Raw genomic sequence first — 24387 nt, 5'->3', positions numbered from 1 at the left:
CGCTCCAGCGCGACGAGTCCAGCCCACCGACGCGCTCACTCTCGCAGCCGCGACCGCAGCTGCTCAAGCGTCTCAGCATCTCCACCGTGAGCGATATACCAAGCCGCTGCCCCACCAGCACCCTCCCACCTGTCGAGCACGCTCTCGATGGCCTCAGCCGGTGCTTCAAAGACCTCGGCTGGCACAGACTCTCGTGCAGCGGCGGCGAACTCCGGCGGCACTCCACGCATCATGCGCGCAATCACCGCCTCCATGTGAGGCCCCGTGGCGCAATAGTCCGCCACAATGCGCTCCCGCGGCACATCAAGCAGGGCGAGCACGAGCGCCGTCAACACTCCCGTCCGGTCCTTGCCCACAGAGCAGTGATACAACACCGGAACCGGTTCACCGGCGAGCAAACCCACCGCTCTGATCAGTGCCCGGGCGGCCGCGCCTTGAGTCATATGCTCATAGAGCGCATCGAGTGACGTCAGCGTCGCGCGCGCTTCCTCACCGGTGAGATTCGCTTCGTCGAGAATCTCCAAGTCGATGATGTGACTTTGCCCCGCCAATCCATGCGGCCGGCCCTTCTCTTGTGCCCCACGCAGATCGACCACCGTGGCGGGCGGCCACGGCATCACACCGTTCGGCGGCACGTCACCTTCCGCGGGTGCGTCAGAACGGAACAGCACGCCGTGCGCGAGCCCCGGAGCGGCATCGGCTACATCACGTGCATTAGCTAGGCGACGGGCATCATCGATCGTCACAGTGAGTCCTCTCGTTTCCCGCCACGGTAACGGCAATCGGTGCTCTCATGCACACCGCCAAACAGGCGAGGTGTGCAGTGACAAGGGCTCCATCAACCTGGAACAATGGTGGTCATGAAGCTTCGTTTGGCAGCCGCCGCCTTGACCGCCGGCCTCGTGCTCACCACCACCGCGTGCTCGTCCCAGGTAGACCCCACCACGGCTCAGGATCCTTTGCGGGATGAACAGTGGGGCATGGACACCGTGGGCGTTCCCGAAGTGTGGGCGCAGGGGTACACGGGTGAGGGCATCGTGATCGCGGTAGTGGATACCGGTGTGGACATGACACATCCGGACCTTCGCGGGCGAGGCGTCGACGGCTGGGACTTTGTGGACGACGATGACGACCCCAAGGACGAGAACGGCCACGGCACGCATGTCGCTGGAATCGCCGCAGCATCCGCCAATGACAAGGGCATCATTGGCGCTGCACCGAATGCCCAGATCATGCCCCTGCGTGTTCTCAACGCAGAAGGCGCAGGCGGCAACGACGACATTGCCGACGCCATCGACTGGGCCGTCGACAATGGCGCCGATGTCATCAACCTCTCCCTCGATGAGACTGGCCTTCTGGGACGGATCGAAAAGGGCGGGGTGATCAATGACTCCATTATGGATGCCTATGAAGCCGGCGTTCTGGTGGTCGCGGCATCCGGAAACTCTGCGGAAACCGGCCAGCAGTACCAAGTCGACACGGACGTGCTCGTCGTCAATGCCTCCAACGAACTCGACCTCCCGGCGCTGTACTCAAACTCCGGAGACGTACGTGCGGTCTCGGCACCGGGGTCGCGCATCGTCTCCACAGTTCCGACCTACCCCACCACGCTGTTCACCAGCGGCTCGGACGGATACGAGACTCTCTCCGGAACATCTATGGCTTCCCCCTTGGTCGCAGGCACCGTTGCCCTGCTCCTTTCCGCGGGCATCCCTCACGACGAGGTCTTTGGCCTCTTGACGGACACCGCCGTCAACCACTGGGAAGCAGAGCGTCTGGACGCCGGAATCATCAGTGTCTCGGCTGCACTCAACGAAGCTATCGCGCAGGGCTTGACGAGCGAGTAGTTCCTGAGTCGCGGATCTCCACGATGCCCGCAGGAGCATTGAGGAGCCGGACTGTCTCGCGCGCGGCAGTATCAATGTGCACGGCGTCGCCACCCTTTGGCGGAGTCTCAGTCCAGGTTCCTGGGCCGTAAAACTGGCCGTAGCGCAACACTTGCCCGTCGGCCTTCAGGACCGCCGACTCTAGGTGTGTCACCGCACGCTGCGCCGGTCCAGGCAGGCTAAAGGCCACCGACTGAGCGACCACATGCGCGTCAACCGCTCTGGCCGCAGCAACCAGATGGTCAGTGCCGAGCGTGCGCACACGGCCCAAGGCCCGCACCTTGAAAATAAGGGCTGCGCGCGAGTCGGGGAGATCTGTCACCTGATGCATCACGACATCGGGCCGATGCTCGAGGACGGTCTGCATCACCGCGTCCGCCTCGAGAATATCGACGTGGACACCGGTGGCGCCGGCCCGCTCGAGGGCGGCGACCTTGGACGGGGAGCGGGTCAGTCCCACAACCTTGTGCCCGTCGTTGATCAGCAACGGCACCAGTCTTTGCCCGATCACCCCAGTCGCCCCTGCCAGAACTATGCGCATGACTCTTCACCATAGCCGTGGGAGTTGGAGCGCGTCACGCGCGAGGTTGCACTATCTGCTCACTACGCCCGCACGATGCGCCGAGCACGCTCCACGCCCTCGGGCAAAGCGGTGATGAGCGCATCAAGATCTTCCTGCACCGTGGTGTGCCCCATGGAGAAGCGCATCGTCGATGCCGCGTCCCGGGAGGAGTAGCCCATTGCCATCAGCACGTGGGAGGACTGGTGGACTCCGGCGGAGCATGCCGCACCCGTTGAGGCAAGGATCCCGTGACTATCCAGCATGAACATCAACGCGTCTGGGTCAGCGCCCGGGAAACACAAGTGAAGGTTGCCTGGAAGACGACCGGGACCGATCCGCGCACCGGAGAGCGTCGCGTCCGGAACAGATTCAACGATGCGTTCAAGAGTGACCGTTTGAAGCGTCCGCAACCGCTGAGCTTCAGACTCGACGGATGCCACAGCGGTCTCGACAGCGACTGCCGCCGCCGCGAACCCCACCGCATCCAGAGTGCCGGAACGCACTTGACGCTCCTGTCCCCCGCCATGCGATACCGGGATGAGACGCACGTTGCGCTTGATGACCAGTGCGCCTACGCCCACCGGGCCTCCGACTTTGTGGGCGCTCAGTGAGAGCGCGGTGACCCCGCTTTGGGCAAAGGACACGGGAACATGCCCGACGGCCTGGACGGCATCGGTGTGGACAGGAATGCCGTAGCCATGGGCGAGTGCCGCCACCTCCTCCACGGGCTCGATTGTTCCGACCTCGTTGTTGGCCCACATGACTGAGATCACGGCCGTGGTGCTGTGGTGTGAGTCCAAGTAGGACCGGAGCCACTCCACATCGATCACGCCCTGCCGGTCCACCGGAATGACGACGAGTTCCGCACCCTCGTGCGCTTCAAGCCACTCGGCAGGTTCCAGCACTGCATGGTGCTCCACTGCCGACACGAGGACGCGGGTCCGCAAGGGCTCAGCCTCATTGCGAGCCCAAAACAAGCCCTTCAACGCCAGATTGTCCGCCTCGGTGCCACCGGAAGTCCAGATCACTTCGCTCGGGTGAGCGTCTACCGCGCGCGCGAGCCGTTCGCGCGCATCATCCACTACTGCCCGCGCTGCACGTCCAGCGGCGTGAGGCGCGGAGGGGTTGCCAACAATGGACATGCGCTTCGCTACTTCTTGTACAGCGGACTCCAGCATCGGCGTAGTTGCCGCGTGGTCAAGGTAGTGAGTGTCCATAGGCCGCCAGTGTACGGAAACTGGGGTGCTCTACTCGGTGCCACCTTCAGGGGGCGACGAAGCGCCGATGAGCCTGGTCGCCTCAGCGACTGCCCCCGCAACCGATCGTGTCGTCAGATCGATCGCAACGTCTGCTTCCACCCTGGTCACCACATCGCGCACTTGACCACGCACCCGCGCAAGGACGAACGGCACCCCGATATCCGCCAGTTCACGATGCACGCGAACAAGTGTGGCCGCACCGGTCGCGTCGACGTATGGCACCGACTCGACGTCGAGAACCACTGCTGAGGCCTCCCCCTGAGCCGCTTCGTTGATCGCGTCGCGCACATAGTCCGAGTTGGCGAAGAAGAGCCCTGCCTCGACACGGAGGACCGCCACGTTCTTATCTTCGACGGCATCTTCGTGACGAGAAACATCCACCCAGATCTGGTGCTGATCGGCAAGAGCGCCCAGATGCGCCATATAGGGGCGGGATGCCCGGTAGATCAGTAGGACCAGCGAGATCACGACGCCGATGAGAAGCCCGGGCAAAGTGTCGAACAGCAACACGCCGATCAGCGCGGCCGTGGCACCGATAAAGTCCACCCGTGCGGCCGCGCGATAAATGCGTTCGAGCGGCGCAGACCACACCTTGTAAAGGCGCTTCAAGAACGTGAAATCCACGAGTTCAATCACGGCGCCGATGACGATGGCAGAAAGCACGGCCTCCGGCAAACTCTCAAACAGGCCGGTCAAGAACAGCAACGTCAGGATTGTCAGGACACCCACAAAAATGGACGCCAAGGGTGTCCGACCACCTGCAGACCCATTGACCGCAGTCTTGGACAAGGACCCGTTGACGACCATGCCGCCAAAAAACCCTGAGCCGAGGTTCGCTCCACCCAGACCCATCAGTTCGCGGTTCGCATTGATCCTGTAGCCGTCACGATCTGCATAGACCTTTGCTGCGGCGAGACCCTCGACGAAACCAATCAGCATCAGTCCCACCGCAGGTGCGATGAGCTGGCCGTACTGGCTCAAGGTCACTTCCGGCGCCCCTAGTCCAGGAAGTCCCGCAGGAATGGTGCCCACGACTTCCAGGCCCTGCTCCTCCAGCGACATGAGGCGCACCACAAAAATGCCTCCCAACGCGACGATGAGTGCGGCTGGCAAGGTAGGTAGCCATTTCTTGAATGCCAGAAGTATCGCGAGCGCAATGGCGCCCACGGTGATGGTCAGTCCATCGATGCTCCCCAGCTCTTGAACGGTGCCCCAGATCTTCTCGAAAAATGCCCCCTCAGGTTTCTCCACCCCCAGTAGACCAGGGATTTGACCCGCGATGATGGTCAGAGCAAGGCCAACGATGAATCCCTTAAGTACCGGTTCTGAGATGAACGATGCGAGGAAGCCGAGACGGAGGACACCGGCCAGGATCGCCAAGACACCCGTCACGATCGATAGCCCGATCGAGAGTTGGATGTAGAGATCAGCGTCGCCGCCAGCTTGGAGCGCGATAATGGAAGCGGAGAGTGCGGCGGTGGCGGACATCGGTCCGACGATCAATACCCGCGATGACCCGATGAGCCCATAGATGATGAGCGACGGAACCGCAGCGTACAGCCCCATCTCTGGGGGAACACCTGCAATTGTTGCGTAGGCCAAAGACTCGGGGATGAGCACCGCCCAGACAGTGAGCGCCGCAATGATGTCGCCGCGAAGCCACGACGGCCGGTAACCCACTGCCCATGCGGGCTTCCACGTCGCCTTTGACGATGCCCCAGATGCGCTCATTGCGACCTTTCGATCTCACTTCTCGCGTCGGCATACGCCGCGCGCGTCGCACGACCCAGCCATTCACTACCCATATAGACGTTGTCCTCGCCGACCAACGAGACGAGCCTCTCACGCTCGAACTGCTGCCGCACGTTGGCGTCATTGAGGACGAACTTCACAGTTCCACCTTGACCGATCACGCTGGAACAGTAGCGTCGGAGTACATCGATGTGGGACAGGCCAACCTGGTCAATGCCTCGCAACCGGAAAATGACGATGGCCCCACCGCTGTCAGACGTGACCTTCGGGAGTTGTGCGTCAAAGACCGGAGACGATGCGAAGAACATCGAGCCATAGGGCTGCAGAACTTCGATGCTGCCGCCTTCAAGTGTCTGAGGTGGCGCGGACTCCCGGATTTCTCCGCCAGCCTCGACCTCAAGCCGCTTCAAGATCAGCTTGTTTGAGGTCTGCGACACGAACATGACAATTCCGAGGCCCACACCTACGAGCACGGCGAGGTGCAGAGGAATCAGCAGCGTCAACGCGAAGGTCACAATCATCAACGTGCTCTGAATGGGGCCGGTCTTGAGAACCGTACGCACCTTTTCCGGCTTAATTGCTGCATAGCCGACGGTCACCAGCAGGGCTGCCAGGGCCGGCATCGCCACGGCACTCACAGCGTCGCCGAGGAACAGCACCGTGACAGCAAGAGCGAAGGCCGCGAAGAGCAACGCCGTGCGGCTTCGAGCACCTGCCTGCGCCACCAAGGTCGACCCCGACATCGAGGCTCCCACGGGCATCCCCGAGAACACGCCCGACGCGATGTTTCCGGCACCTTGACCGATGAAGTCCTTGGAGTTCGAAGCAGGGCCGCGCTCGGGGTCAGCGACGTTCGTCGTGACAGCGGCACCCTGGATCAGTCCCACGAACGCGAGCGACAAGGCTGGCACTGCAAGAGAGGCCACCAGAGTCAGGTCAGGCAGTGCTACTGGGGGGAAGCCGGATTCGATCTCGGCGATGTCACGTACCAAAGCAATCTCGCCTTGGGTCCAGGCGTTCAGTGCCGCGGCTACACCCGTCGCGATGATGACGGCGAGGACCATACCCATCGGCCCCATGCGGGTGCTGCTCAGCCACACAATCAGCGCTATTGAGGCCAACCCCAGCGACGTGGACCACCAGTTCAAGTCGCCAGGGTGCGTCACTGTCCAGAGCGCGTCCAGGATGCGGTTGCCCTGATCCGGGTCAACGCCTGTGATGTTCTCAAACTGACCGAGGATGATGTTGACACCGACGGCGGCGACAAACCCGGTCATCACCGCGGTGGGAACAAAGCGCACCAGCTTGCCCAGCCGCGCCACCCCAGCAATGATCATCACGATTCCGGTGAGCAACGTCAGCGTCGCAAGTGCGGCAGTGGGATCCGTATACGACGAGAGGTTGACGTCAGCAACCACGAGCGCCATGGCACCGGTCACACCCACAGCCATCATGGCCGTCCCGGTAAAGAACGCACCTCCGGTCAATCCCAGCATGTAGGCGTAAAGACCGGCCATCGGGTTCACACCTGCGAGGATCGCGTTCGCCAGGCCGTCGGGAACACTTTCGATGCCGAGTAGCACGCCCGAGGACGCATCCTTCTTCAGGTGCTTGCGCGAAAACTGAGACCACAAGCCGTCCTTCTTGCGCTTGCGGTTCTTCCAGTTCGTCCGTTCGCTGCGAGACTCTGACACGGCGCTGTTCGTCCTATCTGGCGGCTACCCGCCGGTCCTCCGGTACAAGGGCGTCACACCACTTTCGTCATGAAATCGAAGTGAAGCACTCTCCCGAACCTAGCGTAAGTCCCCGCTACGGTGGTGGCATGGAGATACCCGGTTCATCCTCACTTCACGCGCTCGCGATCGCGACGCTTGACCATGCAGTTGCTGGTGCCGCCCAAGGGCCCGTCGAACCGTTCGTGGTTGAAGAGGATGGGGCCGGGCGTCGCACTCTCACGCCGTGCCCCGGGAACACTCCAGATGCGGGTGTTGCCCGCGCCACAGAGCACGCGAATAACTCCTCCGCCCAGCGTGTCGCCGTGTGTTTCGACGGTTTCGTCACGCTAGAGGAGGGCCGGGCCGATGCGGTGTGGGTCATCGTGCACGAACGTGACGATGACGCAGCTCAAGCGTTCTACCAGCGGTACCGCACAGCACACTCCGAAGAGGGGTACGCGGTGCTCGGCAATGTTGGCTACGGCGGTGAAAACGACCCGCTACGCGGGGACAGCGCGTAGACAATTAGGCGCCGCGGCGTTCCTTGATGCGCTCGATCGTCTGCGGGATGACGTCAAAGAGGCTTCCGACAACGCCGAAGTCGGCGATCTCGAAGATTGGGGCGTCGGGGTCCATGTTGATCGCCACAATCGTCCCTGATGCCTGCATGCCGCCACGGTGGTGAACGGCGCCGGAGATGCCGCATGCCACATAAAGCGCGGGCGTGACGGTAGTGCCGGTCTGACCGACCATGTGCTCGTGACTGATCCAGCCCTCGTCCGTGGCATCGCGCGATGCACCCACTGCGCCGCCCAGGAGGTCGGCGAGTTCACTCACCAGCGTGTAGTCACCACCGGTGCCACGTCCACCCGAGACTACGACGGGCGCCTCAGCCAATGGCGTGCCGTCACTCTGCTCCACCGGCGCCACTGAGACGACGCGCTCACGGGTTTCAGGCAGGTCTACTGAGACGTCAATGATGGTGCCCGCGCCGGCACTGTCGGCGGGCGTGGCCTGAGTGGTATTCGGCCGCACACCGATAATCGCCTTGTCCGCATCAATACGCGTGCGCACATTCCAGGTTGCAGCAAACACGGTCTGGAGTGCTTCAACCTTGCCGTCGACAATCTCCGCGCCAGCAGCGTCAACGACCACACCTGCGCCGGTGGTCATCGCCAGGCGGGTGACAATTTCCTTCGTGACGAACGTCGAGATCACCACAATGACGTCGGCGTCATCGGACGCTGCACCGAGGGCGGCCGCAGCGCTCGCGGCGAGGCGAGCATCGGCTACATCCACCACACGCACCTCGGTGGCACCGTACTCCCCGAGCTGAGCCGCGGCATCGGCGCTGGGCGACTCCCCGAGCCATACAGCGACGGGTGTACCCAGCGATCGTGCGAGTGTCAGGGCTTCGAGCGAGGGACGCGTGACAGCGCCGTCGCGGTGGTCAATCAGTACGGCGACGGTAGTCATGCCAGTCCCTTCTCAATGAGGAAGTCTGCGAGTTGTGTGCCAGCGTCACCGGTATCGGTGACCTTGACACGGTCAGCTCGGGGGGGTCGTTCGGAAGCGTCGACCACTGTGGTGCGCGATGCGCCTGCACCCGCATCGGCCGCGTTGACCCCAAGGTCTTCGAGAGTCCAGACCGTGACGGGGGCCTTGCGTGCGGCCATGATGAGCTTGAAGTTGGGGAAGCGCGGCTTGTTCAACTCGTCGGTGACCGACACCACGGCCGGCAGAGGTGCCGACACGGTCTCGTGGGCGTCCGCGAGGTGACGCTCGATGGTCGCCTCACCGTCGGCGACCGAGAGGGCCGATGCCAGCGTCAGTTGGGACCAGTCGAGCTCGGCCGCGAGCGCCGTGGGGAGCATCGACGTGAGGCCATCGAGTGCAGCCATTCCCGTGATGACGAGGTCGAGTGGCGCCTCTCCATGAATCTTGTTCACCGCAGCCGCGATGACCTTGGCGGTGCCGAAAACATCGGATCCACCAACAGCCTCATCCGACACGTGCAGGGCGTGATGGACACCGAGCTGCAGTGCCTTACGCACAGCCGCAACCGCATCCGGTCCACCAACAGTCAGAGCGTAAACCTCGCCCTCGCCAGCAGCCTCGACAAGCTGGAGTGCCGCTTCAACGGCGTACTCGTCGAGCTCGTTCATGGTGCCGTCTTCTGCGGTACGAGTGACCCGTCCGTCGGTGAAGGACCTTTGAGATTGAAGGTCTGGAGTGTGCTTGACCGTGACCAGAATGCGCATGGGCCACAGCCTAGCGCGGTCCACACAGCAGGCCCATCACTTGTGCGAATTGCTCACCGCTCGCTGCCAGTACAAATGAGGGCTTGCAGGCCTTACCAACCGTCGGTAACGTTTCCGAACGCCTCCCAAGCCAAGGGCGGCCAATTACCGGAGGAACAATGAAACTCACGCGCAAACTTGCCATCTACGGCACTGTCGCCGCCATCACCATGGGGGGACTCGCCGCAGCGGTACTGCCCGCAGCACCCGCGAGCGCAGGATGCGGAAGCAAGGTGTACCACAACAACTACGACCGCGTAGATCATCTTGCAATCTACTGCGACCGGGTGGGAGTCCGTCACTGGTACCGGCCCGCTGGTTCACCGAGCTACGTCTATCTCAAGACGTCATGGGACTACTCATCGACACTTGCGCAATCAGGACCAAAAGCTCGATTCCTCTCCTTTGACGCCTGGAGTCGAGGTTGACGCGACCATCCTTGGGAGTGGCGGCGGCGATCACAGCGAGTGTGGTCGTCGCCACCGCCTGCTCTCCCGACCCGACGACCGATGCGGTCTCGCACGACAACCCTTTCGCGAGCGAAATTGAGTGGGCAATCGAAGACGGTGCTGGCGAAGATCAAATCGCGCTGCTGAGCGACGGCGAACTCACCTTTGCCGAGTATGACGAGGCCGTGACCACGTCGCTCGACTGCATCTCAACACTCGGGAGGACCGTCATAGACGAGGGGATCGACAGATCCGAGGGCTACCCGGTACGCATGTATTCGTACGGAGCTTCGGAGCCGCCCGGCGAAAATGAGGTAGACCCCGCAGACGCGTGCCTCACCGAGCACAGCTTTTATGTCGAGCTCGCCTGGTATTCGGCCCCCCAGTCTGTTGCGGGGCGCGCGCAACTCTTCGAGAACCTCAAGCCACAGATCATCGCGTGCCTCGCAGATGCAGGCGTCAGTGCACCGGCAGACGCCACATACGACGAACACCTCAATCTTGTCGTGGAGGCCTACCTTGCCAGCGGCACAGACTGCATGCATGAGGCCGGAATCACCGGCTACTAAGGCCTGCTCTTAGAGCTGACCACATGGCTCAGACCCACGCAGAAATGCGTCACCGCCCAAGGCCCGCCGAACCCGTCGCCGGATCGAACTGCTCACTTCTCGCTGCGAGTACAAATGAGGGCTTTTCGATTCCGACCAACCGTCGGTAGTTTCCAAGCGTCGCGCCCGGGTGGTGCCACCAGAGGGAGGACACGCACTGCAGAGGTTCCACGAACGTGCGGTTCTTAGGGCCGACAGCACTTGCCCTCACGTGCCCGCGGGCCTTCATCCCTGCCGCAGCCTCAAGGAGTCTCAATGATGCCCACCACCAACGTGGTTCGCCAATCCTGGTCACGGCGTTTGCGCACCGTCGCCGTCGTCGCATTAGCAGCGGTGACCGCTGCGTGTACACCCACCGCGTCAGAGGATCCCGCCGACCCGGAGTTTGCTGTCTACATGGACGAGCTCATCGAAGAAGCGTCAAGTGAGGGTGCTTCTTCGGGACAGATCGACGTGCTTGAGCAGGCGAAGACCGACGGCGAACTCTCCTATGAAGCGGCGGTCGAGGCCAACCGCAATCTGGTCTCGTGCCTCTCGGAAGCAGGAGTCGAAGCGCATGTGACAGAAGAGACCACCAACTGGGGCCTCACCATTCCGGGATACGCCGCCAGCCTCGATGGCCCAAGCGATGCCGAATCCTTGGTCGAGTCGTGCGAAACCGCGGAAGCGTACTGGGTGGGGCAGGTCTATCAGCTCCAGCCAGCCTCGGAGGAGATGCAGGCCGCATATATTGCCAAGCAACGCCCCATCGTGGAAGAGTGCCTCGCGCGCGAAGGTGCGGAGGTCGACCCGAATCTAGGCGACTACGAACTCCTCCTTTTCGCATCCGAATACATGCTCGAGCACGACTCGGCCGATTGCATCGTCGAGGCCGGGATCGATGGCTACTAGCTCCGCGGGGCGATGCCGCGCGCACAAGACGGACTTGGGCACGCGCCGCATCGCGGTGGCGTCTGCGTTCACGGCCATGTTTGCTTGTGGGTGCACCACCGAGGCGGCAGAACCCTGGGAAGGCCACGTCTCGCCGTGGGAGAACGAAGTGGCCGTTGCCATCGATAGGGCGACCGTAGCGGGCGCCTCTGACGCCCAGATTGCCATCCTCGAAGAGACTCTCGCGACCGGCGAAGTGACGTTTGAGGATGCCAAGGCGGCGATGCTGACGACGATCGAGTGCTTGGCGCGCGAGGGCGTCGAGTTCGACGAGGCCACGGAGAACTTCTGGGACCTCACGAAGCCCTCACAGACCCTCTTCGAGCAATCAGGGCGTCAGATAGATTGCTTGGAGGAGGCCGGCGTTGGCAACTACTAGGAGATTCACTTCACTATGACGCGTGTTCGTTCAACTGGTGTGACCATGGCATTAGTAACTGCGATTGGGGCTCCGCTGTTAGCTGCTGGGGTGTGGGTGTTTGCGGCGTCGGAGGAGTCACCGCTCCAGGCGGCGACGCCAGCGGCGCCGCTCATGGGCACGGTGGAGACTGCGCAGCGCTCGGGTGAAACCAACGTGAGTGTCAAGGTTCAGTACGCCACGGCCTTGTCCCCCACCACCCAGGCAAGTGGGACCGTCACGGCCATGCACGCATCGGGCGGAAGCGACGTCACCCACGGCGACCTGCTCATGGTCGTCGACGCCGCCGAGGTCTTCGCCTACGCCGCCGACGCGCCACTGTTCAGGGACGTGTCACGAGGCAGTGACGGCACGGACGTTGCCATCGCCCAGCAACTCCTCATCGACCTGGGGTACCTCGAGGGCGAGCCGGACGGTGATGCCGGGTATGTCACCGAGCAAGCGATCAAGAAGTTCAACGAGGAACACGGCTACGGCAAGAACAACACGGTCTTGTCACGTGCTGCGGTGGTGTGGATTGGACCGTCCGCCGCGACCGTCGACGAGATGGTCGTCGCCGTGGGCGACAGCGTCTCCCCCGGCACTGCGGTGTTCAGCACGACTGCGTCGATGAGTGCGATCGAGGTGACCGAGCCACCGACCATGAGTGCAGACGGCCCGCTGGTGTTGGACGTGGGCGGCACCGTGGTCGACTACGAGGCCGGCTCCGGATACGTCACGGACCCGGAGTCGGTCGCGCTCATCGCGGATGCGCTCGGGGACCTGGGCGAAGGAGTGGGCCTGACACGCTTGGCGACTCCGACCGAGGTCGCATCCGTTCCGGCACCGGCGGTCGTCACTGACGACACCGGCCGCACCTGCATCTTTCCTGACCTCACGGGAGACGCGGTGCCGATCACCCCACTAGGCGGGACCCTCGGAACCGTGGACGTGGACCTCGCGCTCGCAGGTGAGCCACTGTTGCTGAACCCTCGGGAGGTCCGGGAGACCATCGCATGCGACTAACAGCGCGCGACGTGTCCTTCACGTACCCGCGCGGCGACCACCAGGTGCTATCCGGAGTGACGTTCGACATCCCCGACGGCGCATCTGCCGCGATCATTGGCCCGTCCGGTTCAGGAAAGACCACCCTGTTGTCCCTCATGGGACACCTGCTGCCCCTGCAGTCCGGCACCATCCAGGCAGTCGACGCAGATGGCACTGACCATACGCTCGCGGACACCGCCTCGTGGGTGCTACAAACCGTGTCACTCCTACCCGACCGCACCGCGGCAGACAACGTCATGGTTGGCGCCTACTCCGACGGCGCGAACAGGGCCGATGCTCGGGCTAGGGCGCGCGACTACCTCGCCCAGGTGGGGCTCGCCGGCCGCGAAGACGAGCCGGCACGCATCCTGTCAGGGGGCGAAGCTCAGCGCGTCGCCATCGCTCGCGCCATGGCCTCGCACCGGCCCATCATCCTGGCGGACGAACCCACTGGGCAGCTCGACACGACCACGTCGGCAACCGTGCTGGAAGCAATGATCGGTGCGCACGGCCAACGAACCGTGGTCATCGTCACTCACGACCCCGCGGTGGCGCAGCGATGCGACCTGGTCCTGGAACTGCGCGACGGACGCATTGTGGACCACGCAGGTGCGCGCGTATGAGCCGGGCCTCGGCACGTGGCCGCATCTGGCCCCTGTCCCTCGCCGCTCGAGAGGGCCTAGCGACGGCACGGACAGGCCGGTGGACCTCCGCCATCGTCGTCATTGCCACCGCATGGCTCATTGCCGCCCCCGCGATTGCGGATGCCTTGGGCGTGACCCGGCTCATGGAGGCAGAACAGGACTGGATCGATGCCGGAGGTCACGTCTACGTCGTCACGGGTGCCACCGTGGACGGCGACCAACTTCCGATCCCGACGTCCACATGCGAGTCACTGGCGAGTTACGAGGGGGTGGAGTCGTCCTTCGCACTGACACGCTCGGGTGCCACCGGCGCACTCGCATCCGTCCCCGGAGGACGCGCGAGCGTCTACTCCGTCACCTCAGGAGCCCTCCCGTTCCTCGGGATTGAGGGCGACCCCCGTGGCGTCGCGATCCTGTCGAGCGGCTTCAGCGAGCGCACCGGCGTCCTCGACGGCGAAACCATCGAGGTGGTCCGCCAAGCCAGCGACTCCGAGCCCGCCGCACGCACCGGCCTGGTTGCCTCACGCGTCGCCAACATCGCACCCATGGGCGACGAGTTCGACGGCGCCTTACTCGTGCCGTCCCTACTCGGCGACACCGCCGACGCCTGCTACGTCGCCACCGACGCCGCACGCCACGAGGCAGTCGGAGAGATCCTCCCCGCAGCCCTCGCCTACGACGGCCGCTCCGCAGCGGCCGCCGACCGCCTGTACACCAACGAATTCACCGTGGACTACACGACCGCATACGAAGACCGCCCGTTGCGATGGCTGTGGATAGCATCGGCCCTCGCCTTAGGCCTGATGTGGGCGCTCGTCCAATGGTTCCGCCGCTCCCACACCGCGATCTACGCCACCTTCGGAGTCCGCGCCCCCGCACGCCTCACCATGCAGCTCAGTGAATGGGTACTCCTCGCTCTCGCAGGAGCGGCAGGCGGTTGGGCGCTAGGACTCGTGGGCGCTCTCGCGCTCGGAGCCCGCACCACCCCCGCACTCTCCATCGTCAGCGCCCACACTGCGCTCACCCTCATCGGCGCCACCCTGATCGTCATCACGGTCGCACTCAAACCCACCGGCACGCTATTGAACGCGTTGAAAGACCGCTGACATGTGCGCACCCTGGTGCGGATGAAAACAAGGTCTGCCAGCGTCGTCACTGGAGTCCTGCTCGCGGTGGCGGCGCTCGCGGGGTGTGCCACTCAGTCGGGTAGCGAGGCTAACGACACATTTGACGCCCTTGTCGATGAGGCTATTGCGGATGCCGAGTCGAACGGGGCAACGCCGTCCCAACTGTCTTTGCTGACCGACGCTCAGGAGCGTGGCCACATGCCGGTCGACTCTGCGCGCGCCGCCATTGAGGCGACCGTCAGTCCAGGCCGCGCGTGAGCAGTACGTCGAAAGCATCGCCGGCGAACTGCGAGCGTGCCTCGAGGACGCTGGCTACGACACAGAGCCTGACGCGTCAGGCGTAGAGCTCTCCCAACAAGCAGGCGATGTGGCGAGCGAAACACGCGGAGAAGTGAACTGCCTACGTACGACCGGCGCTCTATAGGCGCCCAACTCCGGTGTGACGACCAATGCATGCGTCTTCAGACGCGGGTACCGCATCTTCCCTGCACCAGCCAGCCACTCCACGCTACGGTGCCTCGAATGGCGCTAGAAGCCTGCCGAGCTACTGCTACAGGCCGTCGATCCCTACAGCAGCAAGACAGCCGAACGCGCCCTCGTCAGCACTCGGGGCGTCGAGCGCGAGGTGTGCCAGTTCCCAGCCATCAGCGCTTCGGTCTGTCTCGACACCGTTGTCGTGCAGGCACTCGCGGAGTTCCAGCTCCTTCGACTGGACATATTCACCCAGGAGATTGCGGGCACGAGGCTGCTGCTGGTACGCCGCGCTTAGCCAGTAGGTCTCTTGCTTATCGCAGGCCCGAATGGCCGCCCACCCCGTTTCCGTGTTCACCGCGTCACCGTGTGACGCTCGATACATTGGGACATCCAGTCCGGATGCAGTCGTTGTGTCTTCTACATGGGCGGTGAGGCCCGCCTCAGTCATGCACTCGACGCTTCTGTGCACTGCGGCTCGCAACGTCTCATATGAGACTTCCCCCGTCTCCATGGCCTCACGGAGTTCATTGACCTGCGGTGCGCTGGCACCGCCGGACTCGGCCTCGCTGAGGTAAGTCCTCACCCTCTGGTCGTATGGCTGGTCTTGCCACGCGCCCGCGTCGTCTCGTGTATCCGAACCCGTGCAACCGACTAAGAGCCCCGTTGCCACGATTGCGGTCAGCAATGGATCCCTCAGCAGCCCGGTTGGCTCGCGCATGGTGCTGGCACCTCTCAGAACAGTGTGGGGAGATTCACGCCGCTCCAAACCTATCGCGTACCCCCTGTTCTCACCATTGCTCTCCCGGACTCGCGCTGCACTGAGCGAAGATGCCCGTCACTCGTCCCGCGGTCAGGTCACTGTCGCACTGCCAGAGCCTGCACGTCGAAGTCGAGCCCACCCCGTGATGGCATGCACGAGTTGGGAACATCGCGTGAGCACTGCGCGTTAGGGCTGTGCCACTGCGAGATGGGAGCTGACCATGACCCGACTTCTGCTCGACACCCAGATAGATGCCTATGTCACTGCCGGGCTGCACACGCTCGCTGATGTGGAGGAGCCAGCATTCCGCGCCCTTTTTGAGCCACTCCGGAATCTCGCGGCAGATCTCCCGCAGGACGCATTTCCCGAGGACGGAGTTGTGCCATACGTGGCTGTCGTGACTGATCAACTGATCAGTCCTGAAACACGTGTGCCGCTACTGCGACTGAGTGATTCCCCCAAGGAAGGAATCGTGGACCGCATTCACGGCGACGAGGGCCTTGCCCCTTATGCGCCGCGCGCAGAGCTCCAGGTGCCGCAAGCCCCCGTCTACCTCCTCAAAGGAGTTGACCGGGGCGACGAGTTCCGAGACGTTGCGCCGCTCGACGCAGCTGCCACGATCAGTAGCCGCGGCCGCACTCCATTGACGATCGACGAGGGACTCTCACTGGCCGCGGCCCATCCCGCTGTCCTCTTCAAGAACCACTGCTTCATGCTCGCTGGCTCCACCCGCGGCGACAAACGAGTCCCAGCACTATGGATTTCAGCCAAGGCGCCCAAGTTGGGGTGGTGCTTTGACAAGGTGCCCCACTCGTGGCTTGGTATCGCCTCCGCAAGTAGCCGCACCTAGCGGCCTGGGACATCGCCCCTCAGCTCATATCGCTTGACCCGCTGTACCGTCCCTGACCCGCCATGCGGAATGTTCATCGTGCGCGGCGCACGGCATCCATGCCGAAAGTCATGCACCATGTCAGGGACGGTACGGAAAGCCTCACCAGGCAGAATGGAAACCATGACCATCGATGGCGTCACACCTTCCCCCACTCCACACCGACTGGGAGTACACCTCGTTGACGGCGGTGCAGTTGTCGGCGTTTACGCCGGCCATGCGACAGCAGTCGACCTTTGCCTCTTTGGTGCTGACCCGGAGGCGCCTGAAGCTGAAACCCGAGTAGCGCTGTATGGACCCACTGCAGGCATCTGGCACGCCTTCGTGCCCGGCATGCGTGAGGGTCAGCACTACGGATTCCGCGCTGACGGCCCCTGGGAACCCAAGAAGGGCCACCGCTACAACCCCAACAAGCTGCTGCTCGACCCCTACGGTCGAGGCATCGAGGGGTCGCTGGTCTCCATGACGGATGAGCGGGCGCACACGCTCCTGTCGAACAAAGACCAGACTGACACCGCACCTCTAGTCCCCCGTTCTGTGGTGACCGCAGAGCCCGGTGGTTCGTGGCAGACACCTCACCCTCGCATTCCGTGGGAAGAGACGGTGATCTACGAGATGCACGTCAAGGGCTTCACGCAGCAGATGCGTGACGTCCCAGAACATCTGCGTGGCACTTACGCTGGCCTGGCACACCCTGCGGCCATTGAGTACCTCACCAGCCTGGGCGTGACGACGATCGAGTTGCTCCCTGTGCACGCATCGGCCTCCGAGCCGCACCTGGATCACGCCGGATTGAGTAACTACTGGGGCTACTCGACCATGGGCTTCTTTGCCCCACACGCCGCTTATGCCACCAAGGAAGCGCAGGACAAGGGCGCGCAAGGGGTCCTCGACGAGTTTGTGGGCATGGTTGACCTGCTGCACCAAGCCGGCCTTGAGGTCGTGCTTGACGTGGTCTACAACCACACTGCGGAGGCAGGGTGGGGCGACCGCGTGCTGTCGTGGCGTGGGCTCGACAACAGCGGGTATTACCGCAGCCAGCCCAACTCCCCCGGCCACTATGACGACACCACGGGCACCGGCAATACTCTGGATTTCTCGAACCCTCGCGTCGTGCAGATGGCGATGGACTCGCTCAGGTACTGGACGGAAGAGGTCGGGGTCGACGGCTTCCGCTTTGACCTCGCTGCCACGTTGGGCCGCACTGGCCACGGGTTCTCTACCCGCCATCCTTTCCTGGTGGGCATCACCATGGATCCCCTCATTGGTGGCACCAAGTTGATTGCTGAGCCGTGGGACACGGGCATGGGCGGCTGGCAGGTCGGTAACTTCCCGGCCCCTATGTCCGAATGGAACGATCGCTTCCGCGACAAGACGCGCGGTTTCTGGCTCACGGATTCCGCTCGTGGCGGGCGCAACCACCCCACGGCTCCAGAACTCGCAACCCGGCTGGCTGGCTCGACAGACCTCTTCGGGCACACAGATCCGCCGCTGATGCGCGGGCCCGTGGCGTCCGTGAACTTCGTGACGTGCCACGACGGCTTCACGTTGCACGACCTCACTGCTTACAACGGCAAGCACAACGAGGCCAACGGTGAAGATAATCGGGACGGCACGGATAACAACCGGTCGTGGAATCACGGCGTCGAGGGTCATACCGACGAGGTTGAGGTCAATCTGATCCGGCGCCGTTCAATGCGCAACCTCCTTGGCACGGTTCTCCTGAGCGCCGGAACGCCAATGATTCTGGGCGGCGATGAGATTGGAAACACGCAGAACGGCAATAACAACGCCTACTGCCAAGACAACGAGATCTCGTGGATCGATTGGTCCCTGCAACCATGGCAGGCAGACCTGCGCACCACCGTGCAGCACCTCATTGCGTTGCGCCGAGAGCACCGTGTCCTCCGTCCTGCGGAGTTCTACGAGGGGCACGACCCGCACCCGGACGATGACCGCGAGCGCGCTGACTCTGCGTGGTTCCAGGCCGACGGCTCCCCTGAGTCAGAGGAATGGTGGGAGGATTCGAACACCCGGGTGCTGCAGTTCATGCGCTCGTTGTCCGAGGAAGGCGAGTCAGATGCCTTGCTTGTCATCAACGGCACGCGCCAGGCGGCAGAGATCACGATCCCGGCCGATGGTGGCGCACCATGGGAATTGGTGTGGGATTCCGCCTGGGAGTCGCCTGTGGGGGTGGCCGTGGAGACCTTCAATCCGGGGGACACGCAGACCATAGAGGAACTGACGATTCAGTTGTACGTTTCTCGCACATAACGGTGCAGCGTTGCGGCTACACAGTCCCGCTTGTTCCCACTAGGGTCGATGTATGGCATTCCCAGGAGAATTGTCCGTAGGTCGCATTCCAGTGGTGGGCGTCGGCCCTTCGTTGGAAGAGGGACGATGGGCGGCGCGAGCGGTCGTTGGAGAAGCGGTTCCCATCTGGGCCACCATCTTCCGTGAGGGCCACGACGCCGAGGGCGCCACCGTGGTGGTGACGCGCCCGGATGGCAAGAAGGACTCCTTGCCGATGCCCGTCAAGGATTTTGGCAAGTCCCACTACCAGACGGTGTACATCCCGCACCTTGAAGGGATGCATACCTTCCGTGTGGAGGCGTGGTCGGACCCTTACGCCACGTGGGCCCACGCCGCAGAACTCAAAGTCGCCGCGGGTGTTGACGTCCAGTTGATGCTCGATGAAGGCGTTGAGGTGCTGACGCGCGCGCTGACCAAGGTGCGACGTAAGGCGGCCCGCAAGGACCTGCTGAAAGCTGCGATTGCAGCACTGGAGAACACCACGCTCGACCCGCAAGCCCGGCTCGCGGCCGCCATTGCGGACGATGTCCGAGAAGAGCTCACCGAGCGGCCTCTACGCGAATGGGTCAGCCCGTCGCGTGAGTACCCACTCCTGGTCCAACGAGAGAAGGCGCTCGTGAGCGCCTGGTATGAAATCTTCCCTCGCTCTGAGGGCGCGAAGTTCAACAAGCGCACCGGCAAGTGGAAGTCCGGCACGTTTGCGACTGCCGCCAAGCGACTCCCTGCCATCGCCGAGATGGGGTTCGACGTGGTGTATCTGACGCCCATCCACCCCATTGGTACGACGCATCGCAAGGGCCGCAACAACTCCCTGCATACGGAGCCCGGGGACCCCGGAAGCCCTTACGCGATTGGGTCGAGGGACGGTGGTCACGATGCCCTCCATCCCGAGTTGGGAACGTGGAGTCAGTTCGCTGACTTCGTGAGCGCAGCGAGTGACAACGGGCTCGAAGTCGCCCTCGATCTCGCGTTGCAGTGCTCCCCTGATCACCCCTGGGTTGCTGAACACCCCGAGTGGTTTACTCAACGGCTCGACGGCACCATCGCCTACGCCGAGAATCCGCCCAAGAAGTACCAAGACATCTATCCGCTGAACTTTGACAACGATCCTGAAGGGATCTACCAGGCAGTCCGCGATGTCCTCCAGGTCTGGATCGACGCCGGCGTGACCCTGTTCCGCGTCGACAATCCGCACACTAAGCCACTGACCTTTTGGGAACGCCTCCTTGCGGATGTGGCACGCACGCATCCCGAGGTGATCTTCCTCGCCGAGGCATTCACCCGGCCCGCCATGATGCATACCCTCGCCCGCATCGGCTTCCACCAGTCGTACTCGTACTTCACCTGGCGCCCCACGCCGGAGGAGATGGCGGAATACCTCGAGGAAGTGTCAGGAGATTCCAGCTATTACATGAGGCCAAACTTCTGGCCCACCACGCACGACATCCTGACCCCCGATATGCAAGACGGAGGCGCACCGCTCTACCAGGCGCGTGCGGTCCTCGCAGGAACCGGTTCCCCTTCCTACGGCATCTACACCGGCTACGAGTTGGTGGAGAACGTGCCACGGCCAGGTGTCGAGGAACAAATCGACAACGAGAAGTACGAGTTCAAACAACGCGACTGGTCCAAGGCGGATGCCCTTGGCGTGCGTGACGTCATTACCAAGGTCAACGAGGCCCGTAAGAACCACGTCGCGTTGCGTCGACTACGCGGACTGACTGTGCACACGTCCTCCAACCCACAAGTGTTGGTCTACTCGCGCCACGTTCCTCCCGAGGAATCGCCCACCGGCAAAGCCGACACCGTCATCGTCGTCGTGAGTTTCGCTCCCCATGAAGTCCGCGATGCGATGATTCGCCTGGACATGGAAGCCTTGGGACTCAGCGACGACGCACGCCTTATCGTCGACGATGCCCTGACAGGAGAGACGTTCACCTGGGGACGCGAGTTCTACGTCAAGTTTGACCCCACTGAGACCATGGCTCACATCGCACAAGTGAGGATTCCATGAACTGTGCACCCCGGACAGTACGAGCAACCACGAAGGCGGTGACCCATGGCAGCAAAGGACTTTGACCCGGGCGTTCTCAAAGAGATCGCAGCCGGCACCCACCATGAGCCCCATGCAGTACTCGGCCCGCATGCAGGATCGTCAGGCCACACCATCCGCGTTCTTCGACCGCTCGCATCAGCGGTGAAAATCGAGACGCTCGAAGGCACCTTTGATGCAGAGCATGAATACGAGGGAATCTGGCGCGCGGACGTACCTGGCGACAACACCCCCGACTACCGCGTTCATGTGACCTACGACGCAGAACCGATCGTGAGCGACGACCCGTACCGGTTCATGCCCACCGTCGGTGAACTGGATCTCCACCTGATTCGCGAGGGGCGCCACGAACAGTTGTGGGACGTCCTGGGTGCCAACGTGCGCACCTACCCATCAGTGCTCGGCGAAGTGCACGGCACATCGTTCGCCGTGTGGGCGCCCAACGCGCGCGCAATCCGGGTCGTCGGCGACTTCAACCACTGGCAGGGCAACGGACACACCATGCGGTCTCTTGGGGCATCAGGCGTGTGGGAGTTGTTCATCCCAGGTGTGGGTGATGGCCAGCGCTACAAATACGAGATCCTCGGTAAGGACGGCGCCTGGCGCCAGAAAGCCGACCCGATGGCCCGACGCACTGAGGTGCCGCCACAAACGGCATCCGTCATCACCCAATCCTCGTATGACTGGAACGACGACACGTGGATGACGCGCCGCGCCCAGACAGAGGCACACCGCGCCCCCATGAGTGTGTACGAAGTTCACTTGGGGTCCTGGAAGCAAGGACTGAACTACCGTGAACTCGCCGTAGAACTCGTCAACTACTGCAAGGAACTCAACTTCACGCACGTGGAGTTGATGCCCGTCATGGAGCATCCCTTCGGCGGCTCATGGGGCTATCAGGTCACGTCGTACTACGCGCCCACGTCGCGCTTCGGAAGCCCTGACGAGTTGCGGTTCCTCATCGACTCGCTCCACCAAGCCGGCATCGGCGTGCTGTTGGACTGGGTCCCCGGGCACTTCCCCAAGGACGAGTGGGCCCTCGGACGATTCGACGGCACTCCGCTGTACGAGCACCCGGACCCCCTGCGCGGCGAACAGCCCGACTGGGGCACCTACATCTTTGACTTCGGACGCCCCGAAGTGCGCAACTTCCTGGTTGCCAACGCGGTGTACTGGCTCAAGGAGTTCCACGCCGATGGGTTGCGCGTCGACGCGGTGGCGTCGATGCTGTACCTCGATTACTCCCGCGAGGCCGGCCAGTGGCGGCCCAACGTCCACGGAGGCCGCGAGAACCTCGATGCCATCGCCTTCCTGCAAGAGGCGAACGCGAGCGCCTACCGCTCCAGCCCCGGCATCGTCATGATTGCCGAGGAATCGACCGCATGGCCAGGCGTCACCCAGCCCACCAATACCGGAGGCTTGGGTTTTGGTCTGAAGTGGAACATGGGGTGGATGAACGACACTCTGCGTTACCTCAAGGAAGAGCCCGTTAATCGTTCGTACCACCACCACACGGCAACGTTCTCCCTGATGTACGCATTCTCCGAGCAGTTCATGTTGCCGCTGAGCCACGACGAGGTCGTCCACGGCAAGGGCTCTCTGTACACCCGCATGCCTGGAGACCACTGGCAGAAGCTCGCCGGAATCCGGTCGCTCCTTGCCTACCAGTGGACGCACCCGGGAAAGCAGTTGATCTTCCAGGGCGATGAGATCGGTCAGCAGGCCGAGTGGTCCGAGGGACGCTCCATCGACTGGTGGCACCTTGACGATCCCCTTCACGCGGGGATCCGCGACCTTGTCCGCGATCTCAATGCGCTGTATGTCAACACTCCAGCGCTGTGGGAGCGGGACTCAGACCCGCAGGGCTTCACCTGGATTGATGCCGATGACTCGGCTCACAACGTCATGTCGTTCCTCCGCTGGGACTCGCGCGGTGAGCCTCTTGCCGTCGCGGTGAACTTTGCTGGGACGCCGCAGGAGGGCTACCGGCTCGGGCTTCCGTCCACGGGCACCTGGGATGAGGTGCTCAACACGGATTCAGAGTTGTATGGCGGATCGGGCGTCGGGAACTTGGGCCAAGTGGAGTCCACTCACGATGTGGTCGGTGACTGGGAGCACTCCGCAGTCGTGCGACTGCCACCGCTGGGTGCAGTCTTCTTCCGCCCACGCCGCGCCTAGTCCCTCGTTGAGGGCGATGGCGTAACGCCGACGCACGAATTCAACGACAGAGGGCCGATGTCCACCTCACGGTGAGCATCGGCCCTCTGTCGCGTGTACGTCAGATCTAGAACAGCGCCGCGGAGAGTGCCCGGCGTGCTTCCGCGACCCGAGGGTCAGCGGCGCCCACCACGTCGAAGAGTTCGACCAAGCGAATCCGAAGGGTGTCTTTCTCCTCGCTCGGAGCGACCTTCACCACATCGATCAGACGAACGAAAGCGTCTTCGATCTGACCGCCAAGGATGTCCAGGTCTGCCACAGCCATCTGCGCCTCGACATCCGTGGGGTTGTCGGCGGCTGCCTTGCGGACAGCGGCGAGGTCGGCGCCCTTGGTGCGTTCCATGAGCGCTACCTGGGCACGTCCGGCTTTGGCCTCGGCATCCTTGGGGTTCTCCCGCAATGCACGGTCGTAGGCGTCGACGGCGCCGGCATAGTCTTCACGCTCAATCGCGTCGTATGCCTCTTGGTGCAGTGGCGGCAGCGGCTCGGGTTCGGGCTCTGTCTGTTCGGCCGAGGGAGCAGCGTTGTCGACTCGTCCGGTCACGCCGTTTTGAGCCGCAATCTCCAGGACCTGGTCAAGGACTCCGGTGATTTGGTCTTCTTCGGGCGCGCCCTGGAACAGCGGTGCTGGTCGCGCAGCAATCAGAGCCATCGTGGTGGGTACAGCCGTGATCTGGAGGGCCTGTGCGATCCCGCCGTTGGTGTCGATATCGCATTGTCCGAGCGCGATACGGCCGTCATAGCGACCCACGATCGTACGCATACGGTCCACGAGCTCACGCGAGGCTGGCGACGCGGAGGAGAGGAAGACGATGACGAGCGGAACCTGGGAGGTGCCCTCCGCCAAGTCGTTGAGGTTGGCATCGGTCACATCGACAACGTTCACGGCCGCACCCGCTGATGTTGGAGTGGCTGCCGCTCCAGCGGTGGCGGGAACCTGCGATGCGAGTTTGGAAAGGTCTGGGGCACCGCGGAGCGGCACCTCGGGGTTGTCAGTACTCATAC

Annotated in this window: 23 protein-coding genes; 14 read left to right on the top strand and 9 right to left on the bottom strand. The window is 63.1% G+C overall.

Annotated features, from left to right (window positions below; all coding sequences use genetic code 11):
- Nucleotides 1–35 precede the first annotated feature (35 nt).
- Complete coding sequence (locus tag AOP79_RS06955) at nt 36–746, bottom strand: tyrosine-protein phosphatase (RefSeq protein WP_062071896.1); 711 nt, start codon at nt 744–746, stop codon at nt 36–38.
- A 114-nt stretch (nt 747–860) separates the two neighbouring features.
- Between AOP79_RS06955 and AOP79_RS06950 the strand changes: the two genes are divergently transcribed.
- Nucleotides 861–1847: a S8 family serine peptidase gene (locus AOP79_RS06950; protein WP_161794239.1), complete on the top strand. Its 987-nt coding sequence runs from the start codon at nt 861–863 to the stop codon at nt 1845–1847.
- Here the strand turns inward: AOP79_RS06950 and AOP79_RS06945 are convergent.
- From AOP79_RS06945 to AOP79_RS06930, 4 genes are all read right to left on the bottom strand, one after another.
- A complete protein-coding gene (locus tag AOP79_RS06945) occupies nt 1819–2427 on the bottom strand; it encodes an NAD-dependent epimerase/dehydratase family protein (RefSeq protein WP_062071892.1) in 609 nt (202 codons plus the stop codon). The genes AOP79_RS06950 and AOP79_RS06945 overlap by 29 nt on opposite strands.
- 62 nt (nt 2428–2489) lie before the next feature.
- Nucleotides 2490–3665, bottom strand: a complete 1176-nt coding sequence (locus tag AOP79_RS06940; RefSeq protein WP_062071890.1) for a cysteine desulfurase family protein — start codon at nt 3663–3665, stop codon at nt 2490–2492.
- Between the two features lie 30 nt (nt 3666–3695).
- Nucleotides 3696–5438, bottom strand: coding sequence for a SulP family inorganic anion transporter (locus AOP79_RS06935; RefSeq protein WP_062071888.1), 1743 nt, complete (start codon nt 5436–5438; stop codon nt 3696–3698).
- On the bottom strand, nt 5435–7153 hold the full coding sequence (locus AOP79_RS06930; protein ID WP_201774442.1) for a SulP family inorganic anion transporter: 1719 nt from the start codon (nt 7151–7153) through the stop codon (nt 5435–5437). Before AOP79_RS06930 ends, AOP79_RS06935 begins: the two co-directional genes overlap by 4 nt.
- Nucleotides 7154–7281: 128 nt before the next feature.
- On the opposite strand from AOP79_RS06930, the gene AOP79_RS06925 reads away from it, so the two are divergent.
- Nucleotides 7282–7695: a hypothetical protein gene (locus AOP79_RS06925; RefSeq protein WP_062071886.1), complete on the top strand. Its 414-nt coding sequence runs from the start codon at nt 7282–7284 to the stop codon at nt 7693–7695.
- 4 nt (nt 7696–7699) lie between these two features.
- Here the strand turns inward: AOP79_RS06925 and AOP79_RS06920 are convergent, their stop codons facing one another.
- Together AOP79_RS06920 and AOP79_RS06915 are read right to left on the bottom strand one after the other, a co-directional pair.
- Nucleotides 7700–8650, bottom strand: coding sequence for an electron transfer flavoprotein subunit alpha/FixB family protein (locus AOP79_RS06920; protein WP_062071883.1), 951 nt, complete (start codon nt 8648–8650; stop codon nt 7700–7702).
- Nucleotides 8647–9435, bottom strand: coding sequence for an electron transfer flavoprotein subunit beta/FixA family protein (locus tag AOP79_RS06915; RefSeq protein ID WP_062071880.1), 789 nt, complete (start codon nt 9433–9435; stop codon nt 8647–8649). Before AOP79_RS06915 ends, AOP79_RS06920 begins: the two co-directional genes overlap by 4 nt.
- A 158-nt stretch (nt 9436–9593) precedes the next feature.
- On the opposite strand from AOP79_RS06915, the gene AOP79_RS06910 reads away from it, so the two are divergent.
- The 8 genes from AOP79_RS06910 to AOP79_RS06875 all read left to right on the top strand — a co-directional run bounded on the left by AOP79_RS06910 (nt 9594) and on the right by AOP79_RS06875 (nt 14934).
- A complete protein-coding gene (locus AOP79_RS06910) occupies nt 9594–9902 on the top strand; it encodes a hypothetical protein (protein WP_062071878.1) in 309 nt (102 codons plus the stop codon).
- The gene (locus tag AOP79_RS06905; RefSeq protein ID WP_152648046.1) at nt 9899–10492 is read left to right on the top strand and encodes a hypothetical protein; all 594 of its coding nucleotides are present in this window, start codon (nt 9899–9901) and stop codon (nt 10490–10492) included. The genes AOP79_RS06910 and AOP79_RS06905 overlap by 4 nt, the downstream gene beginning before the upstream one ends.
- A 294-nt stretch (nt 10493–10786) precedes the next feature.
- Complete coding sequence (locus tag AOP79_RS06900; protein ID WP_062071874.1) at nt 10787–11422, top strand: hypothetical protein; 636 nt, start codon at nt 10787–10789, stop codon at nt 11420–11422.
- Complete coding sequence (locus AOP79_RS06895; RefSeq protein ID WP_152648045.1) at nt 11412–11840, top strand: hypothetical protein; 429 nt, start codon at nt 11412–11414, stop codon at nt 11838–11840. The genes AOP79_RS06900 and AOP79_RS06895 overlap by 11 nt, the downstream gene beginning before the upstream one ends.
- Before the next feature lie 45 nt (nt 11841–11885).
- Nucleotides 11886–12884 carry a peptidoglycan-binding domain-containing protein gene (locus AOP79_RS06890; RefSeq protein WP_161794238.1) on the top strand — a complete coding sequence of 333 codons (999 nt, stop codon included), beginning with the start codon at nt 11886–11888 and terminating at the stop codon, nt 12882–12884.
- Complete coding sequence (locus AOP79_RS06885) at nt 12875–13528, top strand: ABC transporter ATP-binding protein (RefSeq protein WP_062071868.1); 654 nt, start codon at nt 12875–12877, stop codon at nt 13526–13528. The genes AOP79_RS06890 and AOP79_RS06885 overlap by 10 nt, the downstream gene beginning before the upstream one ends.
- A complete protein-coding gene (locus AOP79_RS06880; protein ID WP_062071865.1) occupies nt 13525–14655 on the top strand; it encodes a hypothetical protein in 1131 nt (376 codons plus the stop codon). Before AOP79_RS06885 ends, AOP79_RS06880 begins: the two co-directional genes overlap by 4 nt.
- A 21-nt stretch (nt 14656–14676) precedes the next feature.
- Nucleotides 14677–14934 carry a hypothetical protein gene (locus AOP79_RS06875; RefSeq protein ID WP_062071863.1) on the top strand — a complete coding sequence of 86 codons (258 nt, stop codon included), beginning with the start codon at nt 14677–14679 and terminating at the stop codon, nt 14932–14934.
- A 292-nt stretch (nt 14935–15226) separates the two neighbouring features.
- Here AOP79_RS06875 and AOP79_RS06870 read toward each other — a convergent pair whose 3' ends face one another.
- Nucleotides 15227–15868 carry a hypothetical protein gene (locus AOP79_RS06870; RefSeq protein WP_062071860.1) on the bottom strand — a complete coding sequence of 214 codons (642 nt, stop codon included), beginning with the start codon at nt 15866–15868 and terminating at the stop codon, nt 15227–15229.
- 262 nt (nt 15869–16130) lie between these two features.
- Here AOP79_RS06870 and AOP79_RS06865 point away from each other — a divergent pair, with 262 nt between their 5' ends.
- The 4 genes from AOP79_RS06865 (at nt 16131) to glgB (ending at nt 23343) form a co-directional block, all read left to right on the top strand.
- Entirely contained in the window at nt 16131–16760 is a 630-nt protein-coding gene (locus AOP79_RS06865) for a DUF5701 family protein (RefSeq protein ID WP_062071858.1), read from the top strand.
- A gap of 162 nt (nt 16761–16922) precedes the next feature.
- Nucleotides 16923–19073: a glycogen debranching protein GlgX gene (gene glgX / locus AOP79_RS06860; protein ID WP_062071856.1), complete on the top strand. Its 2151-nt coding sequence runs from the start codon at nt 16923–16925 to the stop codon at nt 19071–19073.
- Nucleotides 19074–19125: 52 nt separating this feature from the next.
- Nucleotides 19126–21126: an alpha-1,4-glucan--maltose-1-phosphate maltosyltransferase gene (locus tag AOP79_RS06855; protein ID WP_062071853.1), complete on the top strand. Its 2001-nt coding sequence runs from the start codon at nt 19126–19128 to the stop codon at nt 21124–21126.
- A 45-nt stretch (nt 21127–21171) separates the two neighbouring features.
- Complete coding sequence (glgB, locus tag AOP79_RS06850; RefSeq protein WP_062071851.1) at nt 21172–23343, top strand: 1,4-alpha-glucan branching protein GlgB; 2172 nt, start codon at nt 21172–21174, stop codon at nt 23341–23343.
- 106 nt (nt 23344–23449) lie between these two features.
- Here glgB and AOP79_RS06845 read toward each other — a convergent pair whose 3' ends face one another.
- Nucleotides 23450–24385 carry a tetratricopeptide repeat protein gene (locus AOP79_RS06845; protein ID WP_062071849.1) on the bottom strand — a complete coding sequence of 312 codons (936 nt, stop codon included), beginning with the start codon at nt 24383–24385 and terminating at the stop codon, nt 23450–23452.
- Between the last annotated feature and the right edge of the window lie 2 nt (nt 24386–24387).

The sequence above is a fragment of the Demequina sediminicola genome (genome assembly GCF_000975055.1).
Taxonomy (GTDB): domain Bacteria; phylum Actinomycetota; class Actinomycetes; order Actinomycetales; family Demequinaceae; genus Demequina; species Demequina sediminicola.
Note: the sequence above shows the minus strand (reverse complement) of the source record. Positions and strands in the feature narration are given on the sequence as shown.

Coding starts and splice junctions, on each gene's coding strand:
- AOP79_RS06870 (WP_062071860.1), bottom strand. CDS start 15,868: ATGCGCGAGCCAACCGGGCTGCTGAGGGATCCATTGCTGACCGCAATC.
- AOP79_RS06865 (WP_062071858.1), top strand. CDS start 16,131: ATGACCCGACTTCTGCTCGACACCCAGATAGATGCCTATGTCACTGCC.
- AOP79_RS06910 (WP_062071878.1), top strand. CDS start 9,594: ATGAAACTCACGCGCAAACTTGCCATCTACGGCACTGTCGCCGCCATC.
- AOP79_RS06950 (WP_161794239.1), top strand. CDS start 861: ATGAAGCTTCGTTTGGCAGCCGCCGCCTTGACCGCCGGCCTCGTGCTC.
- AOP79_RS06920 (WP_062071883.1), bottom strand. CDS start 8,650: ATGACTACCGTCGCCGTACTGATTGACCACCGCGACGGCGCTGTCACG.
- AOP79_RS06925 (WP_062071886.1), top strand. CDS start 7,282: ATGGAGATACCCGGTTCATCCTCACTTCACGCGCTCGCGATCGCGACG.
- AOP79_RS06890 (WP_161794238.1), top strand. CDS start 11,886: ATGGCATTAGTAACTGCGATTGGGGCTCCGCTGTTAGCTGCTGGGGTG.
- AOP79_RS06940 (WP_062071890.1), bottom strand. CDS start 3,665: ATGGACACTCACTACCTTGACCACGCGGCAACTACGCCGATGCTGGAG.
- glgB (WP_062071851.1), top strand. CDS start 21,172: ATGGCAGCAAAGGACTTTGACCCGGGCGTTCTCAAAGAGATCGCAGCC.
- AOP79_RS06895 (WP_152648045.1), top strand. CDS start 11,412: ATGGCTACTAGCTCCGCGGGGCGATGCCGCGCGCACAAGACGGACTTG.
- AOP79_RS06900 (WP_062071874.1), top strand. CDS start 10,787: ATGATGCCCACCACCAACGTGGTTCGCCAATCCTGGTCACGGCGTTTG.
- AOP79_RS06855 (WP_062071853.1), top strand. CDS start 19,126: ATGGCATTCCCAGGAGAATTGTCCGTAGGTCGCATTCCAGTGGTGGGC.
- AOP79_RS06945 (WP_062071892.1), bottom strand. CDS start 2,427: ATGCGCATAGTTCTGGCAGGGGCGACTGGGGTGATCGGGCAAAGACTG.
- AOP79_RS06915 (WP_062071880.1), bottom strand. CDS start 9,435: ATGCGCATTCTGGTCACGGTCAAGCACACTCCAGACCTTCAATCTCAA.
- AOP79_RS06880 (WP_062071865.1), top strand. CDS start 13,525: ATGAGCCGGGCCTCGGCACGTGGCCGCATCTGGCCCCTGTCCCTCGCC.
- AOP79_RS06885 (WP_062071868.1), top strand. CDS start 12,875: ATGCGACTAACAGCGCGCGACGTGTCCTTCACGTACCCGCGCGGCGAC.
- AOP79_RS06935 (WP_062071888.1), bottom strand. CDS start 5,438: ATGAGCGCATCTGGGGCATCGTCAAAGGCGACGTGGAAGCCCGCATGG.
- glgX (WP_062071856.1), top strand. CDS start 16,923: ATGACCATCGATGGCGTCACACCTTCCCCCACTCCACACCGACTGGGA.
- AOP79_RS06875 (WP_062071863.1), top strand. CDS start 14,677: ATGAAAACAAGGTCTGCCAGCGTCGTCACTGGAGTCCTGCTCGCGGTG.
- AOP79_RS06845 (WP_062071849.1), bottom strand. CDS start 24,385: ATGAGTACTGACAACCCCGAGGTGCCGCTCCGCGGTGCCCCAGACCTT.